General features: G+C 61.8%; 14 protein-coding genes and 1 other RNA gene. 5 read left to right on the top strand and 10 right to left on the bottom strand.

Annotated features, from left to right (window positions below):
- Positions 1-17: 17 nt before the first annotated feature.
- The gene (locus FHS06_RS08535; protein ID WP_167048418.1) at positions 18-1,304 is read right to left on the bottom strand and encodes an aspartate kinase; all 1,287 of its coding nucleotides are present in this window, start codon (positions 1,302-1,304) and stop codon (positions 18-20) included.
- A 203-nt stretch (positions 1,305-1,507) separates the two neighbouring features.
- Between FHS06_RS08535 and FHS06_RS08530 the strand changes: the two genes are divergently transcribed.
- Positions 1,508-2,905 carry a threonine/serine exporter family protein gene (locus FHS06_RS08530; protein WP_167048416.1) on the top strand — a complete coding sequence of 466 codons (1,398 nt, stop codon included), beginning with the start codon at positions 1,508-1,510 and terminating at the stop codon, positions 2,903-2,905.
- A gap of 84 nt (positions 2,906-2,989) precedes the next feature.
- Here the strand turns inward: FHS06_RS08530 and recR are convergent, their stop codons facing one another.
- From recR to ffs, 7 genes are all read right to left on the bottom strand, one after another.
- Positions 2,990-3,583 carry a recombination mediator RecR gene (gene recR / locus FHS06_RS08525; RefSeq protein ID WP_167048414.1) on the bottom strand — a complete coding sequence of 198 codons (594 nt, stop codon included), beginning with the start codon at positions 3,581-3,583 and terminating at the stop codon, positions 2,990-2,992.
- Entirely contained in the window at positions 3,583-5,736 is a 2,154-nt protein-coding gene (locus tag FHS06_RS08520; RefSeq protein WP_167048411.1) for a DNA polymerase III subunit gamma and tau, read from the bottom strand. The genes recR and FHS06_RS08520 overlap by 1 nt, the downstream gene beginning before the upstream one ends.
- Positions 5,737-5,898: 162 nt before the next feature.
- Positions 5,899-8,424, bottom strand: coding sequence for a glycoside hydrolase family 65 protein (locus FHS06_RS08515; protein ID WP_167048409.1), 2,526 nt, complete (start codon positions 8,422-8,424; stop codon positions 5,899-5,901).
- Positions 8,425-8,477: 53 nt separating this feature from the next.
- The gene (locus FHS06_RS08510; RefSeq protein ID WP_167048407.1) at positions 8,478-9,209 is read right to left on the bottom strand and encodes an HAD family hydrolase; all 732 of its coding nucleotides are present in this window, start codon (positions 9,207-9,209) and stop codon (positions 8,478-8,480) included.
- Positions 9,210-9,314: 105 nt separating this feature from the next.
- A complete protein-coding gene (locus FHS06_RS08505) occupies positions 9,315-10,541 on the bottom strand; it encodes an acetate/propionate family kinase (RefSeq protein ID WP_167048405.1) in 1,227 nt (408 codons plus the stop codon).
- Between the two features lie 4 nt (positions 10,542-10,545).
- Entirely contained in the window at positions 10,546-12,693 is a 2,148-nt protein-coding gene (gene pta / locus FHS06_RS08500) for a phosphate acetyltransferase (protein WP_167048403.1), read from the bottom strand.
- Between the two features lie 72 nt (positions 12,694-12,765).
- Positions 12,766-12,865: signal recognition particle sRNA small type (gene ffs, locus FHS06_RS08495), an RNA gene on the bottom strand.
- Positions 12,866-12,939: 74 nt separating this feature from the next.
- Between ffs and FHS06_RS08490 the strand changes: the two genes are divergently transcribed.
- Entirely contained in the window at positions 12,940-13,365 is a 426-nt protein-coding gene (locus FHS06_RS08490; protein ID WP_167048401.1) for a GNAT family N-acetyltransferase, read from the top strand.
- 75 nt (positions 13,366-13,440) lie between these two features.
- Positions 13,441-14,016 (top strand): dihydrofolate reductase family protein, encoded by a 576-nt coding sequence (locus tag FHS06_RS08485; RefSeq protein ID WP_167048399.1) that lies wholly within the window; start codon positions 13,441-13,443, stop codon positions 14,014-14,016.
- On the opposite strand, the gene FHS06_RS08480 is transcribed toward FHS06_RS08485, so the two are convergent.
- Together FHS06_RS08480 and FHS06_RS08475 are read right to left on the bottom strand one after the other, a co-directional pair.
- Positions 14,013-14,714, bottom strand: coding sequence for a helix-turn-helix domain-containing protein (locus tag FHS06_RS08480; RefSeq protein WP_167048397.1), 702 nt, complete (start codon positions 14,712-14,714; stop codon positions 14,013-14,015). The genes FHS06_RS08485 and FHS06_RS08480 overlap by 4 nt on opposite strands.
- A complete protein-coding gene (locus FHS06_RS08475) occupies positions 14,707-16,209 on the bottom strand; it encodes an APC family permease (RefSeq protein WP_167048395.1) in 1,503 nt (500 codons plus the stop codon). The genes FHS06_RS08480 and FHS06_RS08475 overlap by 8 nt, the downstream gene beginning before the upstream one ends.
- A 219-nt stretch (positions 16,210-16,428) precedes the next feature.
- Here FHS06_RS08475 and FHS06_RS08470 point away from each other — a divergent pair, with 219 nt between their 5' ends.
- Together FHS06_RS08470 and FHS06_RS08465 are read left to right on the top strand one after the other, a co-directional pair.
- The gene (locus FHS06_RS08470; protein ID WP_167048393.1) at positions 16,429-17,904 is read left to right on the top strand and encodes an APC family permease; all 1,476 of its coding nucleotides are present in this window, start codon (positions 16,429-16,431) and stop codon (positions 17,902-17,904) included.
- Positions 17,905-17,990: 86 nt separating this feature from the next.
- Positions 17,991-20,006, top strand: coding sequence for a primary-amine oxidase (locus FHS06_RS08465; protein WP_167048391.1), 2,016 nt, complete (start codon positions 17,991-17,993; stop codon positions 20,004-20,006).
- Positions 20,007-20,022: the final 16 nt, after the last annotated feature.

Below are 20,022 nucleotides of genomic sequence, written 5' to 3'. Positions count from 1 at the left end.
CGCCCTCGAGCTTTGGACTAGATACCTGTACCGGCGTAGACGGTGGCTTCGACGTCGCCATCGAGACCGTAGGCGGAGTGCACAATGCGCGCCGCGTTCGCCAGGTCGTCTCCCCGGACCACTACCGAAATACGAATCTCGCTCGTGGAGATCATCTCGATGTTCACGCCCGATACGCTCAGCGCTTCGAACAGTGTCGCTGACACACCCGAGTGCGTGCGCATACCGGCTCCCACGACGGAGAGTTTTCCGATCTGATCGTCGTGAATGAGGCTTTCGAAGCCCACCTCAGATTGCTCGCCCTTCAACGCGCGGAGGGCTGCAGGTGCATCAGTTTTGGGAAGTGTGAAAGAGATATCGGTGCGACCTGTCGTCGCCGCCGAAACGTTCTGCACGATCATGTCGACGTTCGCGCCGCTCTTGGCGACGATCTTGAAGATCTCGGCAGCTTTGCCCGGAACATCGGGCACACCGATGACTGTGATCTTGGCCTGGCTCAGGTCGGTGGCAATGCCCGCGACAATCGGCTCTTCCATGATTTCTCCCTGGGGGACGAGTTCGGAGCGGGTCTCGCGGCCAAGCACCCATGTGCCCTCCCCCGAGCTGAAGGTGGACCGTGCATGAATAAGCACACCGTGACGGCGGGCATATTCGACGGCGCGGATGTAGAGGACCTTCGCGCCGTTGGCGGCGAGTTCGAGCATCTCTTCGCTCGAAACCCGGTCAAGCTTGCGAGCTTTCGGAACGACGCGTGGATCTGCGGTGAAAATACCGTCGACATCGCTGTAAATTTCGCAGACGTCGGCTTTGAGCGCCGCGGCGAGCGCAACAGCTGTCGTATCGGATCCGCCGCGGCCAAGAGTTGTAATGTCGCGGGTATCGCGGTTGAAGCCTTGGAAGCCGGCGACGATGACAATTGCACCCTCGTCGAGCGCTTCGCGGAGACGAACCGGCGTCACATCGACGATGCGTGCGGAGCCGTGCGTGGCATCCGTAATCATTCCCGCTTGGCTGCCGGTGAATGAGCGAGCTTCAAAGCCCATCGATGAAATCGCCATCGCAAGCAGCGCCATCGAGATGCGTTCACCGCTCGAAAGCAGCATGTCAAGCTCTCGCGGGGCTGGAATCGGCGCTACCTGGGAGGCAAGCGCAAGCAACTCGTCGGTGGTGTCACCCATTGCACTCACAGCGACGACAACCTCGTGCCCTGCTCGACGGGCATCGACAACTCGCTTTGCGACGCGCTTGATGCTCTCGGCATCGGCGACGGATGACCCGCCGTATTTCTGGACGATCAGCGCCACAGTGAAACTCCCGGGGATGAAAGGCGCTCGGATGCTACGCCCAACAGTCCATCTTACGGATCCAGATATGCCAGCTCGAACATGCAGCACGCTCGAGCTCTTCGCACGTCGTCGGTCATACGGCATCCAGCTATTTCGAGGGCGGTGTCAGTAGGATGGGTGGTTGCTTTGGTCCACCCCACACAGACGAGGAGAGCGGCGAAATGCAACCCCCACGCCGCGGGATCTTCACCTCACTAAACGCCCTCATTCGCAGCGAAACCTCATCGCAGGCGATGACTGAAGCGATTCCGGTCATCGACGATTCGATGGCCGTGCGCATCCTTGACCTGGCCGTTCGTATCGGCGAAACGATGCTGTCCACCGGTGCGCCCGCGAGTGAAGTGACTCTCACGATCGTTCGCGTGGCGGGGGCCTTCGGCCTTGATCCCGTGCATACCGATGTGACGTACAACTCCATCACCGTCGCGCACCATCGAAGCGGGGCCGATCGGCCAATCACCCTCATGAGGGTCGTTCGAGTCAGCGCTCCCGATCATGAAAAGCTCCAGCGCCTTCAAGCACTCGTGCTCGAGATCGGCAATGGACTGAGTGTCGACGCCGCGCGGCTGGAATACCGGGCCATTCGAGGGATGCCGTTCCGGTACCGCCCCGCTGTCGTCATTGCAGCCCAGGCAACTCTTGCTGTCGGTGTGGCGGTCATGTTTGGTGGCAGCTGGCTCGTCATCGCACTCGCATTCATCGCCGCGGCCCTCGCGGCGTTCACTCAGGCCGCGCTTACGAAAGCGCGAGTGCCGTTCTTCTTCAGCCAGATAGCTGGAGCCTTCGTGCTCACGATGGTTGCGGCGCTCTCTCCCCTGCTCGCGATGACGAACCTCCAGGTCGCGACAGAAATCCGGCCTTCGGTCATTGTCGCGTCAGGAATTGTGCTGATGCTCGCCGGGCTCACGGTTGTGGGTGCCGCTCAAGATGCGATCGACGGGTTTGCACTCACCGCCCTCGGTCGGATTCTCGAACTCATGACCCAAACACTCGGTGTCGTGCTTGGAATTCTCGTGGGTCTAGAAACAGCTCGCGTCGTCGGGCTCGCTATGGAGCCTCCCAGCGAGGCCGTGCCCCTCGGGCCCGTGGCGCTTCAGCTCTTCGGAGCCGTTCTCATCGCCGTCTCAGTCGCGATCTACAACGGAGCTGGGCTCCGCATTATCGTCGTCAGCGCGTTCCTTAGCCTCGTTGCGTGGCTTGGCTACCTCGCGGCGTCGATCATCGGCCTCGACGTTGCGGCAGCGAGCGGCCTTGGTGCATTCGCGGGCAGCTTTGTCGGCATCCTGATCGCTTATCGATTGCATGTGCCATCGGTCGCGATCACGACCGCCGCAATCCTGCCGATGGTGCCGGGTGCTGCTGTCTTCCGAGGTCTCCTCTCCATCGTGGAATCTGGCGAGGACCCGACACTGCTACTCGAAGGGTTCGGCACACTGGTGAGCGCCGGAGTGATCGGCATCAGCCTGGCGGTGGGTGCATCGCTTGGTATCTACCTCGGCCAGCCGGTGCGAGCGTCGTTGAAAAGCGTGATTCGAACCCGCGCGCGAGTTCGACGCTAGACGAAATTCACAACGTCGGAGCCGTCGGGCACAGCGTCGGAGAAGAACCCGTCGTCGGAGAAGAACCCGTCAAAGAGTGACGTGTCAGAGAGCGCGGCGGCCCTCGAACGCACGACCGAGCGTGACCTCGTCGGCGTATTCCAGATCGCCGCCTACCGGCAAGCCCGAAGCAAGACGGGTGACCGATATTTCAAGCGTGTGCAACAGCCGGCTGAGGTAGGTTGCCGTCGCTTCGCCCTCGAGGTTCGGGTTCGTCGCGAGAATGACTTCCTGGACTGTGCCGTCTGCGAGACGCTGCATGAGCTGAGTGATGCGCAAGTCGTCAGGGCCAACTCCCGCGATCGGGCTGATCGAGCCGCCAAGCACGTGGTAAAGACCGCGGAACTCGCGGGTTCGCTCAATTGCCGAGACATCTTTTGCGTCTTCAACCACGCAGATGAGGGTTTGATTGCGTCGCGCATCGCGACAAATCGAGCAGCGCTCTTGCTCTGTCACGTTGCCGCAAATCTCGCAAAAGTGCACCTTGTCGCGCACATCACCCAGAAGCGTCGAAAGGCGAGACACATCGAAACTCGGGGTCTGCAAAATGTGGAACGTAATTCGCTGCGCCGATTTTGGCCCGATGCCTGGGAGGCGCCCAAACTCGTCGATGAGATCTTGAACGATACCGTCGTACATCAGTTAAACCTCGTGGGTCGCTCGTATGGCTCTTCACGAATGAAGCGCGCGTTAAGTACCTGCCGCACTACTGCCTCGCCATAACGCTGGATGCCGTCTGGCACCGGAGCTGTGCGAATCGGAGGCGCAACCGTCGGCGGCGCGTACGCCTCTTCGATGGGTGGCGCGATGTCATCATCGCGATCGTCAGAGTGGTTCGGTTCGGGAGCAAGAACAGCACCGTCGGTTGAGGCTGTGTGCGGGAGGGCAACCACTGCCGTCTGCACGCGTCGCCCGGTCGCGTCTTCTGGATCATCATCGACGGGAAATTGCGAAACAGCGTTGTCTGACCACCCCATGTCGGGCGGCGGAGCGTCATCATCCGAAGGAATCTGCGCGACGTCCCAGTCGGTCACTGGCGCTGTCTGCGCCGGGGCGGCACTCGATGACTCACCAACACCCGCGGATGGCGCCGAAGGAGGAACGGCTCGCGACTCACCACGGGGATCGTCACCGGGTGGACCATCTGCCGGCGGGGTGGGGCCCCGGCCGGGTCCACCACTTGAGTCAGGACCGAGATCGCTCTCGTGTTTCGCGATGTACTTCACTCGCACGCCCACGATGCTGAGGATCGCTTGGCGAAGATCTTCGCTCGGGCCGCCGCCGGCGCTGCGTTGCTTGAACTTCTCGACATCACTCTGGCTGGGAAAAGCAAGCGTGAGTACGTCATCGTTGAGCGCGACAGCACGTGCACCGATCGCGATCATCCACGACGAACGGCTGATGCTCTCGAGGCGAACGAGAACCTCGGGCCATGCATCACGTAGCCGCGTGAAGCTCACCGGGCCCGACGCCAAGGGGGCTGCAGGTGGCTCAGGTGTGGCCGGCTCAGGTGCTGTTTGTTCTGGTGCCGTCTGCTCAGGCTCGCGCTCCGCCGGAGGAGCAGCAATCGGTGCGGCTGGCGCCACCGGCGGTGCGGGTGCCGTGGCTATCGGCGCTGAGACCGGCGCAGCGTTTGCCACGGCAGGTAGCGTCGCTGCCGGCGCAGCCGCCGTTCCGGATGTGTGTGCGAGCACGCGCGCGATCATGAGCTCAAGCTGCAGCCGCGGTGACGTGGCGCCTGTCATCTCGTCGAGCGTGCCGATCACGATGTCGGCAGTACGCGAGAGACGATCTGATCCGTAGACGACAGCTTGACCGGCCATCTGTTCGATCTCTTCGGCTGGCACACCGCGCAAAACCGTCGCCGCGCCCTGGCCCGTGGCCGCGATCACGATGAGGTCACGCAACCGCTCCAGAAGATCTTCGACAAAACGCCGCGGGTCTTGACCTGTCTGCACGACACGATCAATCGCACCGAAAGCAGCAGCCGCATCTGCACTCGCGAGCGCATCGATGACCTCGCTGAGCAGCGCACCGTGGGTGTAACCCAGCAGGGCCACCGCACGCTCGTAACGCACCAGCATCCCGCCTGATTCAGACGGGTCAGAGCCAGCGATGAGCTGATCGAGCAACGAGAGCGTGTCTCGAGGAGAGCCACCGCCCGCGCGGACGACCAGTGGCAATACGCCTGATTCGACCTGAACGCCTTCGGCGTCGCTCAGTTCGCCGACGTACTCGAGCATCGCAGCGGGCGGCACCAACCGGAACGGGTAGTGGTGCGTGCGTGAACGAATCGTGCCGAGAACCTTTTCGGGTTCAGTCGTCGCAAAAATGAATTTGACGTGCGCAGGCGGCTCTTCGACCAGCTTGAGGAGCGCATTGAATCCCTGCTGAGTCACCATGTGCGCTTCGTCGAGGATGAAGATCTTGAAGCGATCACGAGCCGGCGCAAACACGGCGCGTTCGCGTAGATCACGGGCATCGTCGACGCCGTTGTGGCTTGCCGCGTCGATCTCAACGACGTCGAGCGAGCCGCCGCCGTCGCGACCGAGCTCTACGCAGCTGGGGCACACACCGCAGGGCGTATCGGTTGGGCCATCGGCACAGTTGAGGCACCGGGCGAGAATTCGCGCTGACGTCGTTTTACCGCAGCCACGAGGACCCGAGAACAGGTATGCGTGACCGACGCGGTCGCTACGAAGCGCCGTCATGAGCGGCTCGGTTACCTGCGCCTGTCCGATCATCTCGCCGAACGCCTCGGGGCGGTAGCGGCGGTACAGAGCAGTAGTCACAAACCCAGCCTACGGCGTTCCACCGACACTGCCGCGGTTCGCTCCAGCATCCGCTCGTTCGCTCGTGAGCACACGCCGCCGCGCGGAGGAGATACGCCGATTGGATGACAATTTTCGAGCATATGTCCTCCCCTCGGCAGATCTCCTCCCGCGGGAGGGTGGTTAGTCGATCATGGGTCGCGGTTCATCCGGATCGATGGGGTTTCCGTCTTCACCGATGATCGGGATGCTGGTGGTCACCGTGGGAACGGACGCCGACAGCAGCGTGCCATCTTCGCGGCGCACATCGGCGAACTGAGTGAGTGAGGGACGCCCAGGAATCACGGGGCCCTGGTCGGCAAGTGGCACAGATACTTCGCCACCACTTTGCACCGTGTACTCGGCCCCGCGCACCCAGAACGTCACGGGAGTGCCCTCGCCCGCCTTGATGCGAAGCTCGTTCGCACGAAGTATGACGTCGAGTTCAGTGCCGTGCCAGTGCAGCGTGTACGCAAGCTCCGGCCAGTCCGCGGGTAGCCGAGGATCGAACGAAAGCTCACCGAAGTGGTCTCGCATTCCGCCGAATCCAGAGACGAGTGCGGTCCAGACACCGCCCGCCGATGCCACGTGGACGCCATCAGCCGCGTTGTGGTGCAGGTCACCGAGGTCGACGAAGATCGACTGTAAGAAGTAGTCGAGTGCGAGGTCCTGGTATCCGACTTCGGCCGCGAGAATTGACTGCACAACCGCCGACAGCGTCGAGTCTCCTGTCGTCAGCGGGTCGTAGTACTGGAAATCAGCAAGCTTCTCTTCACTCGTGAAGTGGTTACCCTGCAAAAACAGTGCGAGAACGACATCCGCCTGTTTGAGTACCTGGTAGCGGTAGATCACGAGCGGGTGGAAGTTCAGGAGCAACGGCCGCTGATCGACCGGCGTGTTTTCGAGATCCCACACTTCACGCTCCAAGAACACGTGGTCTTGCGGGTGGATGCCGAGAGCTTCGCTGAAGGGAATGTGCATGGCCTCAGCGGCTTTGTCCCACATCTCGGCTTCATCTGCGTCGAGGCCTACTCGACTGACGAGGAGGCGGTAGGCATCGGGTTCGTAGACTTCCATCTCACGAATCGTGCGTGCCGCAAACCTGAGGTTGAAGCGTGCCATGACGTTCGTAAACAGGTTGTCGTTGACGACCGTCGTGTACTCGTCGGGTCCTGTCACGCCGTGAATGTGGAAGGAACTGTCGCCTTCGCTTTCACGCCAGAACCCGAGAGTGGTCCACAGCCGTGCTGTCTCCACTGCGATGTCGACGCCCTCGGTGTACAAGAACGCGGTGTCACCGGTGGCCCTCACATACTTCGCGAGAGCAAAGCTGACGTCAGCGTTGATGTGATACTGCGCGGTTCCCGCGGCGTAATAAGCGGATGCCTCTTCGCCGTTGATCGTCCGCCAGGGGAAAAGGGCCCCAGCCTCATTGAGCTGACGCGCGCGGCGGCGAGCTGCTGGAAGCATGAGAGCGCGCATCCGGATCGCATTTCGCGCCCACTGCGGTGTCGTGTAGGCCAGGAACGGCAAGACATAAATCTCGGTGTCCCAGAAGTAGTGACCGGAATATCCCGAGCCAGAAACACCCTTTGCCGGCACGCCCATCCCGTCGGCGCGGGCCGCAGCCTGAGCGAGCTGAAAAAGGCACCAGCGGGTCGCCTGCTGCAGATCGTCGTGCCCTTCGATGCGCACGTCGGAGCGGCGCCAGAAGGCATCCAACCACTCGCGCTGCTTCTGAAATTGCGAGGCAATACCATCGGATGCGGCGCGATCAAGAGTGCGGCGGCAACGGTCTATGAGTTCACGCGTAGGTACGCCACGCGACGTGTGGTAGCTCACAACTTTGACAACGCGCGTCGGCACGCCCTGCTTCGCACTGACGCGGAACACATTCTTCGCGATATCGGGCTCGATGAGAGTGCGCGCACTGTATGCGTTCTCGGTTTCGATGACGTGGTCGGCGGCGACACCGATAGTCATCTGGGACTCCGACACGCGGTAGCTCAGCGCAGATCGCAGCCCGTCTTGCCAGTACTCCTCGGGTTGCATCACCCGCTCAGCGATGCGCTCAGCCTTACGGGGGTCAAAACCAGCTCGCTTCGTCGGCTTGGGGGTGCCGCCGTATACGTCTTCGCCATCTTGTCGATTAATAAGCTGGCAGTTGATTGTCACTGGCGCGTCAGCGTTGAGCACGGTGACTTCGACGCTCATGATCGCAAGATGTTTCTCATCGAACGAAACCATCCGCTCGAAGTCGATGCGCACTTCCTTACCCGATGGGGTGCACCACAACAGATTGCGGCGCAGCACGCCATCACGCATGTCGAGGCTGCGCTCGTACTCGGTGACATCAGCGACGTCGAAGGACAACGGTTCATCGTCGACGTAAACCCGCATAACTTTCGCGTCCGGCGCGTTGATGATGGTTTGACCCACCTCAGCGAAGCCATACGCCTGCTCGGCGTGACGGATGGGGAAGGTCTCGTGGAACCCGTTGATAAACGTGCCCTGCTCGTGGCCGAATCGGCCCTCGGGATGGTTACCTCGGAGGCCGAGGTATCCGTTGCCGACCGAGAACAGCGTCTCGGTTACTCCGAAATCATCGAGCCCATACGAGCGCTCAACGAGGCGCCAGGGGTCTACGGGGAATCGGTCGCGATCCATCATGGGGATGCCTTCCACTGCCGAATTTCGGCAGCTGTCAAGAAACGAGCAAAAAGTCAGTTTACGAATGCGTCGAGGTCGTCTACGACCACGTCAGCGCCCGCATTGCGCAACGCTTCAGCGCCGACTCCGCGATCGACACCGACAACAAGGGTGAAACCCCCAGCGGATGCTGACTTCACTCCGCTGATGGCATCTTCAACAGCCGCCGTGCGCGCTGGGTCGACCCCGAGCATCCGGGCCGCCTCAATGAAAACGTCGGGGGCAGGTTTTGACGAGAGGTTGTCACGCTCGGCGATGACCCCGTCCATCACGACCGGAAAACGATCCCGAATGCCTGCGGCGGCCAAAACCTCTTCGGCGTTCTTCGAGCTCGACACCACAGCAACCGGGGTTCCCGCGGCAGCGAGCTTCTCGAGCAGGCGCAACGACCCCGGGTAGGGAGCAATGCCTTCGGCGCGCAAGACACCCGCAAAAACCTCGTTCTTACGGTTGCCGATGCCGCAGACAGTGTTGAGTGCGGGGTCGTCGCTTGGATCGCCCCAGGGAATCTCGATGTCGCGACTGCGGAGAAGACTCGACACACCGTCATAGCGTTTCTTGCCGTCGAGGTATTCGAAATAATCGCTTTCGGTATAGGGCGCTTCTACGCCCCACTCCACGAAAACTTGCTCGAACATGGTCTTCCACGCGTGCATGTGCACTTCGGCCGTCGGCGTCAAAACGCCATCGAGATCAAAGAGCACAGCTTCGAAGCTCGTGAGGTCGGGCAGGGCGTCGTCGGTCACAGTGCCTCCAGACAGGGTGCGGCGTGCCGCAGGTATTGGGGAATTGCACCTCGGCGTGCGTGTCTGCTCAGCGTAGTGGGCCTACGTTACGCGCCGGTATCTCCGCTACGACTCCTCGGCAACGACGAGAGCTTGACGCGCGATTTCAAGCTCTTCGTTGGTCGGCACAACGAGCACAGTCGCCCGGGAGGTATCAGTCGAAATCACTCGGATGCCGCCCCCACGCTTCCCGTTCCGCTCCGGGTCGATCTCGACCCCAAGGAAGCCGAGAGTTTCTACAGTTGCGGCGCGAATGGCGGGGTCATTTTCGCCGACGCCCGCGGTGAAGCTGATGACGTCGATGCCGCCGAGTTGCACGATGTACGAACCGAGGTAGGCGCGCAAGCGATGAATGTAGACGTCGTATGCGAGCTGAGCGGCAGCATCACCCTCGTCGACACGATCCATGAGGTCGCGCATGTCGCCGACTCCTGCAAGCCCCAGTACACCGCTCTGCTTATTGAGCAGTGAATCAATTTCGCCGATCGTCATGTCAGCTCGGCGTGCGAGCTGAAACACGACGGCGGGGTCGATATCGCCCGAGCGTGTCCCCATGACGAGGCCCGCCAGGGGCGTGAAGCCCATTGACGTGTCGATCGACTCGCCACCGGCCACAGCTGCCGCCGATGCCCCGTTGCCGAGGTGAAAGATGATTTGACGCAGTTCGCTGTTCGGGCGCTCGAGAAAAGCGGCGGCCGCTTCGCTCACATATTTGTGCGACGTGCCGTGGAAACCATACTTTCGCAGGCGGTACGCCTCAGCGACCTCGCGGTCAATCGCGTACGTGTACGCCGCCGGCGGCAGCGTCTGGTGAAAGGCAGTGTCGAAAACAGCGACGTGCGGAAGAGCTGGGAACGCATCACGAGCAGCACGGATGCCTTGAAGAGCGCCGGGGTTATGCAATGGTGCGAGGGCGGCGAGCTCATCGATATTGATCTCAACCAGCGGGGTGATCAGCGTCGGCTCGAAGAAGCGCGCGCCACCGTGCACCACTCGGTGGCCTACGGCTGTCGGGGCGTTGTCGGTGAGTGACGGCCCCTGCGCCTCGAATGCCTCGAGCATGACTGCGAATCCGGCCCGGTGATCGGGGATCGGAACTTCGCGGGTGGTGGTGGCATCCACCATCGTCACGGCGTTCTGCCCACCTGGCGCCATCACCTTGTGCTTGGCACGGCCAATCGGCTCACCGATGCGCTCCACGATTCCAGATGCAAGCACGCGCTCACCTGTCATCTCGATGAGCTGATATTTGAATGAAGATGAGCCGCTATTTACGACGAGGACGACGCTCACGCGGTCACTCTCCCTGTTCCTGGTCGGCCTGAGCCTGGATCGCGGTAATCGCAATCGTGTTGACGATGTCTTCAACCAGCGCACCACGCGAAAGGTCGTTGATTGGTTTGTTGAGGCCCTGCAGTACCGGGCCGATGGCAACGGCCCCAGCCGATCGCTGCACAGCTTTATAGGTGTTATTTCCCGTATTGAGGTCAGGGAAGATAAACACAGTCGCGCGCCCAGCAACGTCTGACCCTGGCATCTTGGCGAGAGCCACTGCCGCATCTGCTGCCGCGTCGTACTGGATAGGACCCTCGACGAGCATCTCGGGCGCACGCTCGCGCACGATGCCGGTGGCAGTCCGTACCTTTTCGACGTCAGCTCCGGTGCCGGACTCCCCCGTGGAATACGAGAGCATCGCAACGCGCGGATCGATACCGAACTGCGACGCAGTGGATGCCGACGAGATCGCGATGTCAGCAAGCTGGTCACTCGTCGGGTCGGGAATCACCGCGCAGTCACCATAGACCAACACACGGTCAGCGAGCGCCATCAAAAAGACGCTCGAAACGACTGAGACACCGGGCTTCGTTTTGATGATCTCGAAAGCCGGCCGAATCGTATGAGCAGTCGTGTGAGCCGCACCCGAAACCATGCCGTCGGCGAAGCCCATGTGCACCATGAGAGTGGCGAAGTACGAGGCATCCGTCACCGAATCTGCGGCGCGTTCATACGTCATGCCCTTATGGGCGCGCAGGCGCGTGTATTCAGTGGCGAACTTATTGACGTAGACGGCATCGAATGGGCTGATGATCTCGGCCCCGGAGATGTCGATACCAAGTTCAAGGGCTCGGTGTCGAACCTCGAGATCTTCACCGAGGATGATGATGTCGGCAACGCCGCGCGCCAGTACTGTCGCGGCAGCACGCAACACGCGATCGTCTTCGCCCTCGGGGAGAACAATGCGCTTTCGATTGCTGCGAGCGCGCTCCATGATTCCGTACTCGAACATGAGGGGCGTGACGACGCTTGAGCGCGCGAGGCCCAAGAGACGAGTGAGCTCTTCGACGTCGACGTGCTTGTGGAACATCGCAAGCGCCGTGTCATAGCGGCGCTGCGAGTCGGCGGCGAGCCGGCCACGCGTGTTCATGATCTGCACGGCGGTCTCATACGTGCCGCCGTCGGTCGAGATGATCGGCAGCGTCGAGTCGAGACCGTCGATGAGGCGGTCGATGTCTTCGGGCAGCGGAAACGGCCCGTTCAGCACGACACCAGCGAGCGACGGGAACGTACCCGACGAGTGCGCAAGCATTGTGGCGAGGAGCACTTCGGTGCGGTCGGCCGGGATAACAACCAGCGCGCTTTCAGTCAGGCGGGGCAACACGTTGACCATCGACATGCCAGCGACGACGACGCCGAGGACTTCGCGGGTCATGAGGTCAGGGTCGCCCTTGACGAGGGTCCCGTCCACGGAACGGAGTACTCCACGCACCGACGGTGCAACCAGGAAACGATCTTCTGGCAGCGCCCATACCGGCACTTCGGCTGCGCGAGCCGCGGGCAGACTGTGCTCGATGACCCCGCGAACAGCGGCGACGATTTCATCCGAGCGCTCAGGATCGATGCGATTCGCCGCGATTCCGAGTAGATCAGCTCGACCGTTCGACAGCTCGGTGAGAGCGAGAGATGTGATCTGGCCCATCTCTTCGGGGGTTCGCGGCGTCGACGTGCCGAGTTGCTCGCCGCTCCCCTGGTGTGCCCGACCTCCGAGCACGAGCAACACCGGAGCACCGAGGTTCGCGGCGATCCGTGCGTTGTACCCGAGCTCTGCGGGACTACCGACGTCGGTGAAGTCGCTACCGAGGATCACGATCGCGTCGCACTGCGCTTCAACAGCTTTGTAGCGTTCTACGATGCGACCGAGCGCAGCATCCGGATCGTCGTGCACGTCGTCGTACGTGACGCCGATGCACTCGTCGTAATCGAGGTCGACGCCATCATGGTCGAGCAACATCTCGAGCACATAATCGCGTTCGACGGTGGAGCGCGCGACCGTTCGGAAAACCCCGATGCGCGGAGTCGCGTGACTTAACGCGTCAAGCACTCCGAGTGCGATCGTGGACTTGCCGGAATGTCCTTCGGCTGAGGTGATGAAGATGCTCTGTGCCACATATCAACCCTAAGAGGCCGCGGCACCCGCCGCGCCCGGGTGCACCGGAGAAAGTCCTACGAATCACTCCGGAAAAATAAGACTCTCCGCGAACCCGGCAGAGCCTGGTTACCCTTGCTACGTTTCCGTCCTGGGGGAGTTGGCCTGGATGCCGCCTCGCGGAGAGCTTCCAATAGTCTAACGTGCTCGCGGCGTCTCGCCAGTCGACGGTCCGGAGGCGACATTCCGTCGCCATATTCTGAGGGGGTGAATTCCCGCTTCCGCTTTTCGACGTCCTCACACGAGATCGACCGCGCGCTCGTGCACAGTTGGCTGAGCGAGGAATCGTACTGGGCGAAGGGACGCACTCGTCAGGCGCAGGATGCTGCCATCGATGCCTCACGCAACTACGGCATGTTCGAGGTCGAGTCCGGCGCACAAGTCGCTTACGCTCGCGTCATCACAGATGGCGTGACCTTTGCCTGGCTGTGCGATGTCTTCGTCGCAACTCACGCGCGAGGCAACAGCATCGGCAAAGGCCTCATCGCTGGAGTCGTTGCAGACCTTGAGCCTCTGGGCCTTCCCCGTGTGCTTCTTGCGACGGCGGATGCACACGGACTCTATGCGAAGTACGGTTTTGCTCCGCTACCCGCGCCCGACCGCTTCTTGGCGCGGCTACAGCCGGGCGCGTGAGGCGTCCGGCTTCACCGTGAGAGGGCCATCGATAATGGTCATCGACGCTATCGACGCCTTCTTGGAGCTATGGAAATGACATACGAAAGAACCTGGATCGGCCGAGTCTTCATCGGCGTGAGCGTTGACGGCTTCATCGCACGCAGCGATGGCGACATCACATGGCTGACTGACCCGCCTCAAGGTCGAGCACATTCCCGCATCGACAGCAGCCGCGCCGCCGAGTCATGGGAAACTTTTTTTCCTGCTATCGATCACGTGGTGATGGGCCGGGCGACATACGAAAAGGTACTGACCTTCGACGAGTGGCCTTACGAGGGCAAGTCCGTCATTGTTTTGTCGACCACATTGTCGGATGAAGACACGCGCATCACCGTCACTCGAGATCTCGATCATGCACTCGCGACGTTGTCAGACGATGGCGCACGACAGGTATATGTCGATGGTGGGCGCGTCATCCAGACGTTTCTTCGGGCGGGACTCATCGATGAAATGACGACGAGCTGGATGCCGGTACTTATCGGCGAAGGCATCCGCCTCTTCGGGCAGCTCGACGCGGACGTCCATCTGACTTTGCTCGCAAGCGACGCCACCGACGACGGCGGAGTACACGCCACATACCGCGTTGAGCGTTCCATCCTTGCGCCCTAGGTGACCAGTGGGGCAAGTCGCTCCGCAGCGGGCCGCAACACGTCAAGCACCGCTGTGGGTTCAGTTACGCGATGGGAAGGGCCCGAAAATCCGACAGCGCCAGCAAGCACACCGTTCGCGTCGTGGATAGGCACCGCGAGGCATCCATACCCCGCGGTGATCTCGCCCACCTGACGGGTCGCATTGAATCGCGCAAGGTCGGATGCCACACCCACAGGTAGCGCACTGGCCGACGCGGTCTCGCCAATAAGTAAACGCCCCAGCGCAAAACGGCTCGGTTCGCGGGCGAGTCGGACGTCGTCGGAGAGCGGAAAGTCTGGGTCAGCATCAACGACCGTGATGCGACCGTCGAAATAGAGCACCACGTGCACTCCGCCGCGAATAGTCGACCGCGTGTCAGCCACGACGGTGCGTGCCGCCGTCGTGAGGCGGAGCGGCGGTGAGGCTGCTGCGACCAGCTGCGACACTTTTGCCCCGAGTGCGAAGCCCGTCAAATCTGGTGTCCGCACAAGATACTCGTCCTGCACGAGCAGGTTCAGTAGCCGGTACGTTGTCGCGCGCGGCAAGCCGAGTTGGGCTGAAACTTCGCGCGCCGTTGCACCCGCTCCCAAATGAGCGACGGCCTCAAGCACTGTCAACGCACTGTGAATCGCACGCGGCTGACGCGCGGTGAGGGCTGGTGCCGCTCCCTCAGTCATCCGTGGCTCGTCCATCTCGGGCGACACCACCCAACACTTGGGACGCAACCGGCTCGTCGTACGCGCCAATGCCATCGAGCGAGCGTCGATCATCGCGGATCCGCATCGTAATGATGACGCCTGCCACGAGGGCGACGAAGAGGACGATCCAGATGGCGAGGCTTCCCGATGCCGCATCGACCACAAGAAAAGCAATGAGCGCGCCGGTGAGGGCGATCGCAGACACTCCGGCAACAACCGCTGCACTTAACGTCAATTCACCAATTCGGCGCAAGAACACGGGTGCTGAGACACAGACGAGGATGTAGGCGACGATGTACCCCACGCCTCCCAGGGCGATCGTGACGTGCATGGCGTCGCGAATCTCGATTCCTGCAACTGTCAGCAGCAGCGGCGCGATCGTGATCACAGGGAGCGAAAGCCAAATAGCCCCGATCGGAGTTCCGAAGCGCCGATGCGTACGCCCGGCAACCCGCGGGAGCACTCCATCGCGCCCCATCGTGAACAGCACTCGGGTGAGAGCTGTTGTTGAGCCGATCGCACAGGCAAGAAAGGATGCCGCGATCCCGGCGTCGGCGAGAATTGCCCATCCGCCCATTCCATATGCGGCGGCGAGCTCGTTGATCGGCGATGCACTCTCGGCGAGGTTTTCGCCCATCGCGGCGAAACCCGCAACCTGGGCGACGGAAGCCACAAGGTAGAGCCCGCCAGACAGGATGACCGTCCAGACGATCGCTCTCGGTACTGTGCGAAGCGGCGAGCGCGCCTCGACGCCGAGAGTCGCTGAGCTCTCAAACCCGACGAACGCGGTGAGGGCGATGACGGATCCCGCTGCGATCGCTGCCGGCGACCACTCCCCCACGGCCGGCACCAAAACTGCCGGGTCGATCGGACCGATCTGTACGAGCAAGATGATGAGCATCACGACGATGAGTGTCACCGAGATCACTTCGACAACGAGAGCTATCCGCGACGAGACGCGGATGCCGCGCACCAAAACCAGCGCGACAAACCCGGCCTCGGCGAGCAGCACGAACGCCGTTACGACAGGCCCCGATGTACCGGGAAAAATCTCACCGAGCAAAAACGTGAGGTAGTAGGCGCCTCCGAAGAGCGCGAACATCGCGATCGCGCCGTAGCCGACGAGAATCGCTGCGCCCGAGGCGAGGCCTGCCCCCGCGCCAAGCCCGCGCGCTGTGTAGGTGTAGGTCGAACCGGCAACGGCAAAGCGACGCGCGAACTGCGTGATCGTTCGCGCGACCAAAAAGCTCAGCACACCGGCGAGAAGAATCGACAGCACCGTCGCTGAGGGCGATATTCCGGCAACGAGCAGCACAACTGTTGTTGCGGCCGCCGCGGGTGCAACCGCCGCAACCGACTGAGCGAGCACATCGACGAACCCGACGCTCCGGCGATCGAGGCCGTGCAGCGGCGAGCGCGAGCCAAAATCTCGCACCGGGTCAGGGCGAGCGATGGCGCGTTCGAGTGCTGTCATGATGCCTCCGGAAGCCGTGTGTGCAGCGTAAGCACCACCGGTTGCCGTCACGGGTCCCCCGTGTTTCGAGTGTGTATCTCTCAAATGAGACGGCCTTCGGGCACCGTCCCGTTTGTGACGCCCTTCTTTTTCACAGCCCAGGAACGATGCGGCAACGCGGGCGCGAGAGTCTCGTGACATCCGCTCGTTCACCCTGGACCGCCCACGAAGGGACTGCTCATGACACAGCTCGAATCCACGGGGGTCGCAGCGCCCGCAAAGCGCTCGCTCACCGGTTCTCTCGGCGTTACCGCCATTGTCTTTATGGTCGTCGCCGCAGCTTCTCCCCTCACTGTCGTCGGAGGAGCCGCACCCCTCGGCATTCTGATCGGCAACGGTGTTGGCTTCCCCTCGCTCTATGTGATCAGCGCTGTCGTACTGCTGCTGTTCTCGGTCGGCCTTGCCACAATGGCGCGCCATGTTCCGAAGCCCGGAGCGTTCTTCACGTACGCGGGATACGGCCTCGGCCGATCAACGGGCCTGGCTGCAGCGTGGATCGCGATGCTGACGTACACGACCATCCAGGTGTCGGTATACGGCTACGTCGGATACATCCTGAGTTACACGGTCGAATCGGTCGGCGGCCCATCTATCGCCTGGTGGCTCTTCTCGCTCATTGTGATCGCCCTCGTAGGGGTGCTCGGCTACCGCCACATCAACCTGTCCAGCAAGGTGCTCGGCGTTCTGTTGGTCGCTGAGGTCGGAATCGTGCTCGTCATGGTGGCGGCCGTCATGATCAACGGCGGGCCGCAGGGTCTTAGCCTCGACACGTTCGTTCCGTCGAACATCGCAAGCGGTTCGCCGGGAGTCGGGCTCATGTTCGCCATTGCCGCCTTCATCGGGTTCGAGGCGACAGCGATTTTCCGCGATGAGGCGAAGAACCCCAACCGCACAATCCCTCGCGCAACGTACGCCGCAGTCATCGGCATCGGCGTTTTCTACACGTTGGCGTCGTGGGGACTCGTCATGGCATGGGGGCCCGACGGAATCATGGATGCCGCAGCTGAAGACCCGGGCAATCTGATTCTTCGCACGATGTCGATCTACCTCGGGAGCGCTGGCGAAATCATCACCAACATTCTGCTGATCACGTCGATGTTCGCGTGCGTGCTTTCGTTCCACAACGTTGTCACGCGCTACCAGCACTCCATGTCTAATGCCGGTGTCATGCCCGAAAAGGTGGGGACGGTGCATCACACGCACCTCTCGCCCCACATTTCTTCTGTTGTGCAGACCGTGACAGCCGCCGTGCTCATCGTCGTCTTCGCCATCTTCCAGCTCGACCCGGTGCTGCAGGTCTTCACCTGGTTCGCCGGTGTTGCGACGCTCGCAATCGCCCTACTGATGGCACTGACGTCAATTGCGGTCATCGTCTACTTCGCAAAAACCAAAAAAGACCGACGCGTGTGGCAGACCATTGTTGCCCCGGGCCTTGGCTTCGTCGGGCTCATCGTTTCGGCGGTGCTGATCATCGCCAACTTCCCCGTTCTCGTCGGTGACGCAGACGCCGACGGCAACCCCGTCTTCGGCGGAGTCAGCTGGGTTCTGCTCGCGCTGATCGTCGTCTTCCCCCTGTTCGGATTCGTGCAGGCCTGGTGGATTCGTACCCGTAGGCCGCTGGCGTACGCAAAACTCATCGACACCATCTCAAGCTGACGACCGCCGGGGGCGCACGCTCCTCATCCCGTGTGCCCCCGGCATCCCTCTCCCCGTTGCCACCCTTTCTTCTAGGAGCATCACCCATGAGCATCACCGACATCGAAACCGCTGCCAGCTATACCGCGCCCGCTGCACCCTCGCACCCGCTGTCGTCATTGAGCGCCGACGAAATCGACGCCGTGCGCGAGATCACGGCGACTCTTCCTGAAATGGGCGACCGCGTGCGTTTCGCCTACGTCGGCTTGGAAGAGCCGCCGAAGGCCGACGTAGGCGCATGGGAGACCGGTGGCGAGCTTCCTGACCGTCGTGCACGTGTTCAGCTTCTCGACATGACAACGACGCGTTCAGTAGACGCTGTCGTCTCGATCACAAGCGGAACTGTGCTCTCAGCAGACGTGCTTGACGGTACAGCCGGGCAACTGCCAATTCTTGATGCCGAGTTCGAAGAGGTCGGCATCATCGCGAATGCTGACGAGGGATGGCTCGCCGCTCTCGCCGGTCGCGGACTCACAGTCGATGACGTGGCCCTCGTGCCGCTCTCCGCTGGTCACTACGGCTACGCCGCAGAGGAGGGACGCCGAATTCTCCGCACGTTCGCATTTCGGCAAGATCACCCCGCCGATCACCCGTGGGCGCACCCTGTAGACGGCCTGACCGCATACATCGACGTCGCCGATCGCAAAGTGATCGAGATCATCGACAACCCGGGGCTTGCTGTCCCCGAAACGAGTGGAAACTTCGATGACCCGGCGCTCCAGGGGCCACCGCTCGAGGGCCTCAAGCCGATCGAAATTACGCAGCCCGAGGGCGCGAGCTTCACCGTCGATGGCGAAGAAGTCACATGGGGCAACTGGAAGCTCCGCATCGGCTTCGACACTCGCGAGGGCCTGATCTTGCGTCAAGTGGCGTTCGCTGACCGGCCGGTGATGTACCGCGGTTCCATCAGCGAAATGGTCGTCCCTTACGCCGATCCATCACCGAACCGCTTCTGGCAGAACTACTTCGACACCGGCGAGTACCTGTTCGGCCGGTACACGAATGAACTCGAACTCGGGTGCGACTGCGTTGGCGACATCACGTATTTGGATGCCACGCTCTCTGATGAGTTGGGCATGCCACGATTCGTGCGAAACGGCGTGTGCATGCACGAAGAAGACTTCGGTTCGCTCTGGAAGCACACCGATATCTTCACGGGATCAAACGAAGTACGACGTCAGCGCCGACTTGTCATCTCGTTCTTCACGACCGTGGGCAACTACGACTACGGGTTCTTCTGGTACCTGTATCTCGACGGCACAATCGAGTGCGAGGCAAAGCTCACCGGCATCCTTTTCACGTCGTCATACCCGGGTGACAGTGAAGACGGCACCCCGTATCCGTACGCCTCCCAGGTGGCACCGGGCCTCGGCGCTCCGTACCACCAGCACCTGTTCTCGGCACGACTCGACATGACAGTGGACGGCACTGCAAACGTCGTCAACGAGATCGACGCCGTGCGGCTGCCGATCTCGGAGTCGAACCCGTATGGGAATGCCTTCACGAAGAAGGTGACGCCGATCACATCAGAGAAGGTGTCCGGCCGCCTCGCCGACGGCGCAGTGAATCGGGTCTGGCAGATCGCGTCGACCGAGAAGACCACGTCGATGGGTCAACCAACCTCGTACATGCTCTTTCCGACAGAGACGCCGACGCTGATGGCTGACCCATCGGCATCCATCACTTCGCGCGCGGAATTCGCGACAAAACACCTTTTCGTCACAAAGTACGACCCGGCAGAACGTTATGCCGCAGGTGACTTTGTGAATCAGCACCCGGGCGGCGGCGGTATTCCGGAGTTCATTGCGGGCGATGAGCCCCTCGTCGGCGAAGACCTTGTGCTCTGGCACACGTTCGGGCTCACCCATTTTCCGCGGAACGAAGACTGGCCCGTCATGCCGATGGACTACGCCAAGTTCACGCTCAAGCCGTACAACTTCTTCGACCGCTCACCTGTGCTGAATGTGCCGGCTCCGGCAACCGACCACTGCTCGGCGGGTACGGGGCATGCTCACGCTGAGCACCACGGACACGGCCACCACGACGACCACTCCGCGCACTGATCTGATGCCCGAACTG

Source organism: Microbacterium halimionae, from assembly GCF_011761265.1.
Lineage (GTDB): Bacteria > Actinomycetota > Actinomycetes > Actinomycetales > Microbacteriaceae > Microbacterium > Microbacterium halimionae.
This window is presented reverse-complemented; position numbering and strand designations above follow the sequence as displayed.

What these genes read in the sequence shown, in the direction of transcription:
- FHS06_RS08480 (WP_167048397.1), bottom strand. Translation starts at nt 14,714, where the DNA reads ATGACTGAGGGAGCGGCACCAGCCCTCACCGCGCGTCAGCCGCGTGCG.
- FHS06_RS08485 (WP_167048399.1), top strand. Translation starts at nt 13,441, where the DNA reads ATGACATACGAAAGAACCTGGATCGGCCGAGTCTTCATCGGCGTGAGC.
- FHS06_RS08470 (WP_167048393.1), top strand. Translation starts at nt 16,429, where the DNA reads ATGACACAGCTCGAATCCACGGGGGTCGCAGCGCCCGCAAAGCGCTCG.
- FHS06_RS08475 (WP_167048395.1), bottom strand. Translation starts at nt 16,209, where the DNA reads ATGACAGCACTCGAACGCGCCATCGCTCGCCCTGACCCGGTGCGAGAT.
- FHS06_RS08515 (WP_167048409.1), bottom strand. Translation starts at nt 8,424, where the DNA reads ATGATGGATCGCGACCGATTCCCCGTAGACCCCTGGCGCCTCGTTGAG.
- FHS06_RS08465 (WP_167048391.1), top strand. Translation starts at nt 17,991, where the DNA reads ATGAGCATCACCGACATCGAAACCGCTGCCAGCTATACCGCGCCCGCT.
- recR (WP_167048414.1), bottom strand. Translation starts at nt 3,583, where the DNA reads ATGTACGACGGTATCGTTCAAGATCTCATCGACGAGTTTGGGCGCCTC.
- FHS06_RS08530 (WP_167048416.1), top strand. Translation starts at nt 1,508, where the DNA reads ATGCAACCCCCACGCCGCGGGATCTTCACCTCACTAAACGCCCTCATT.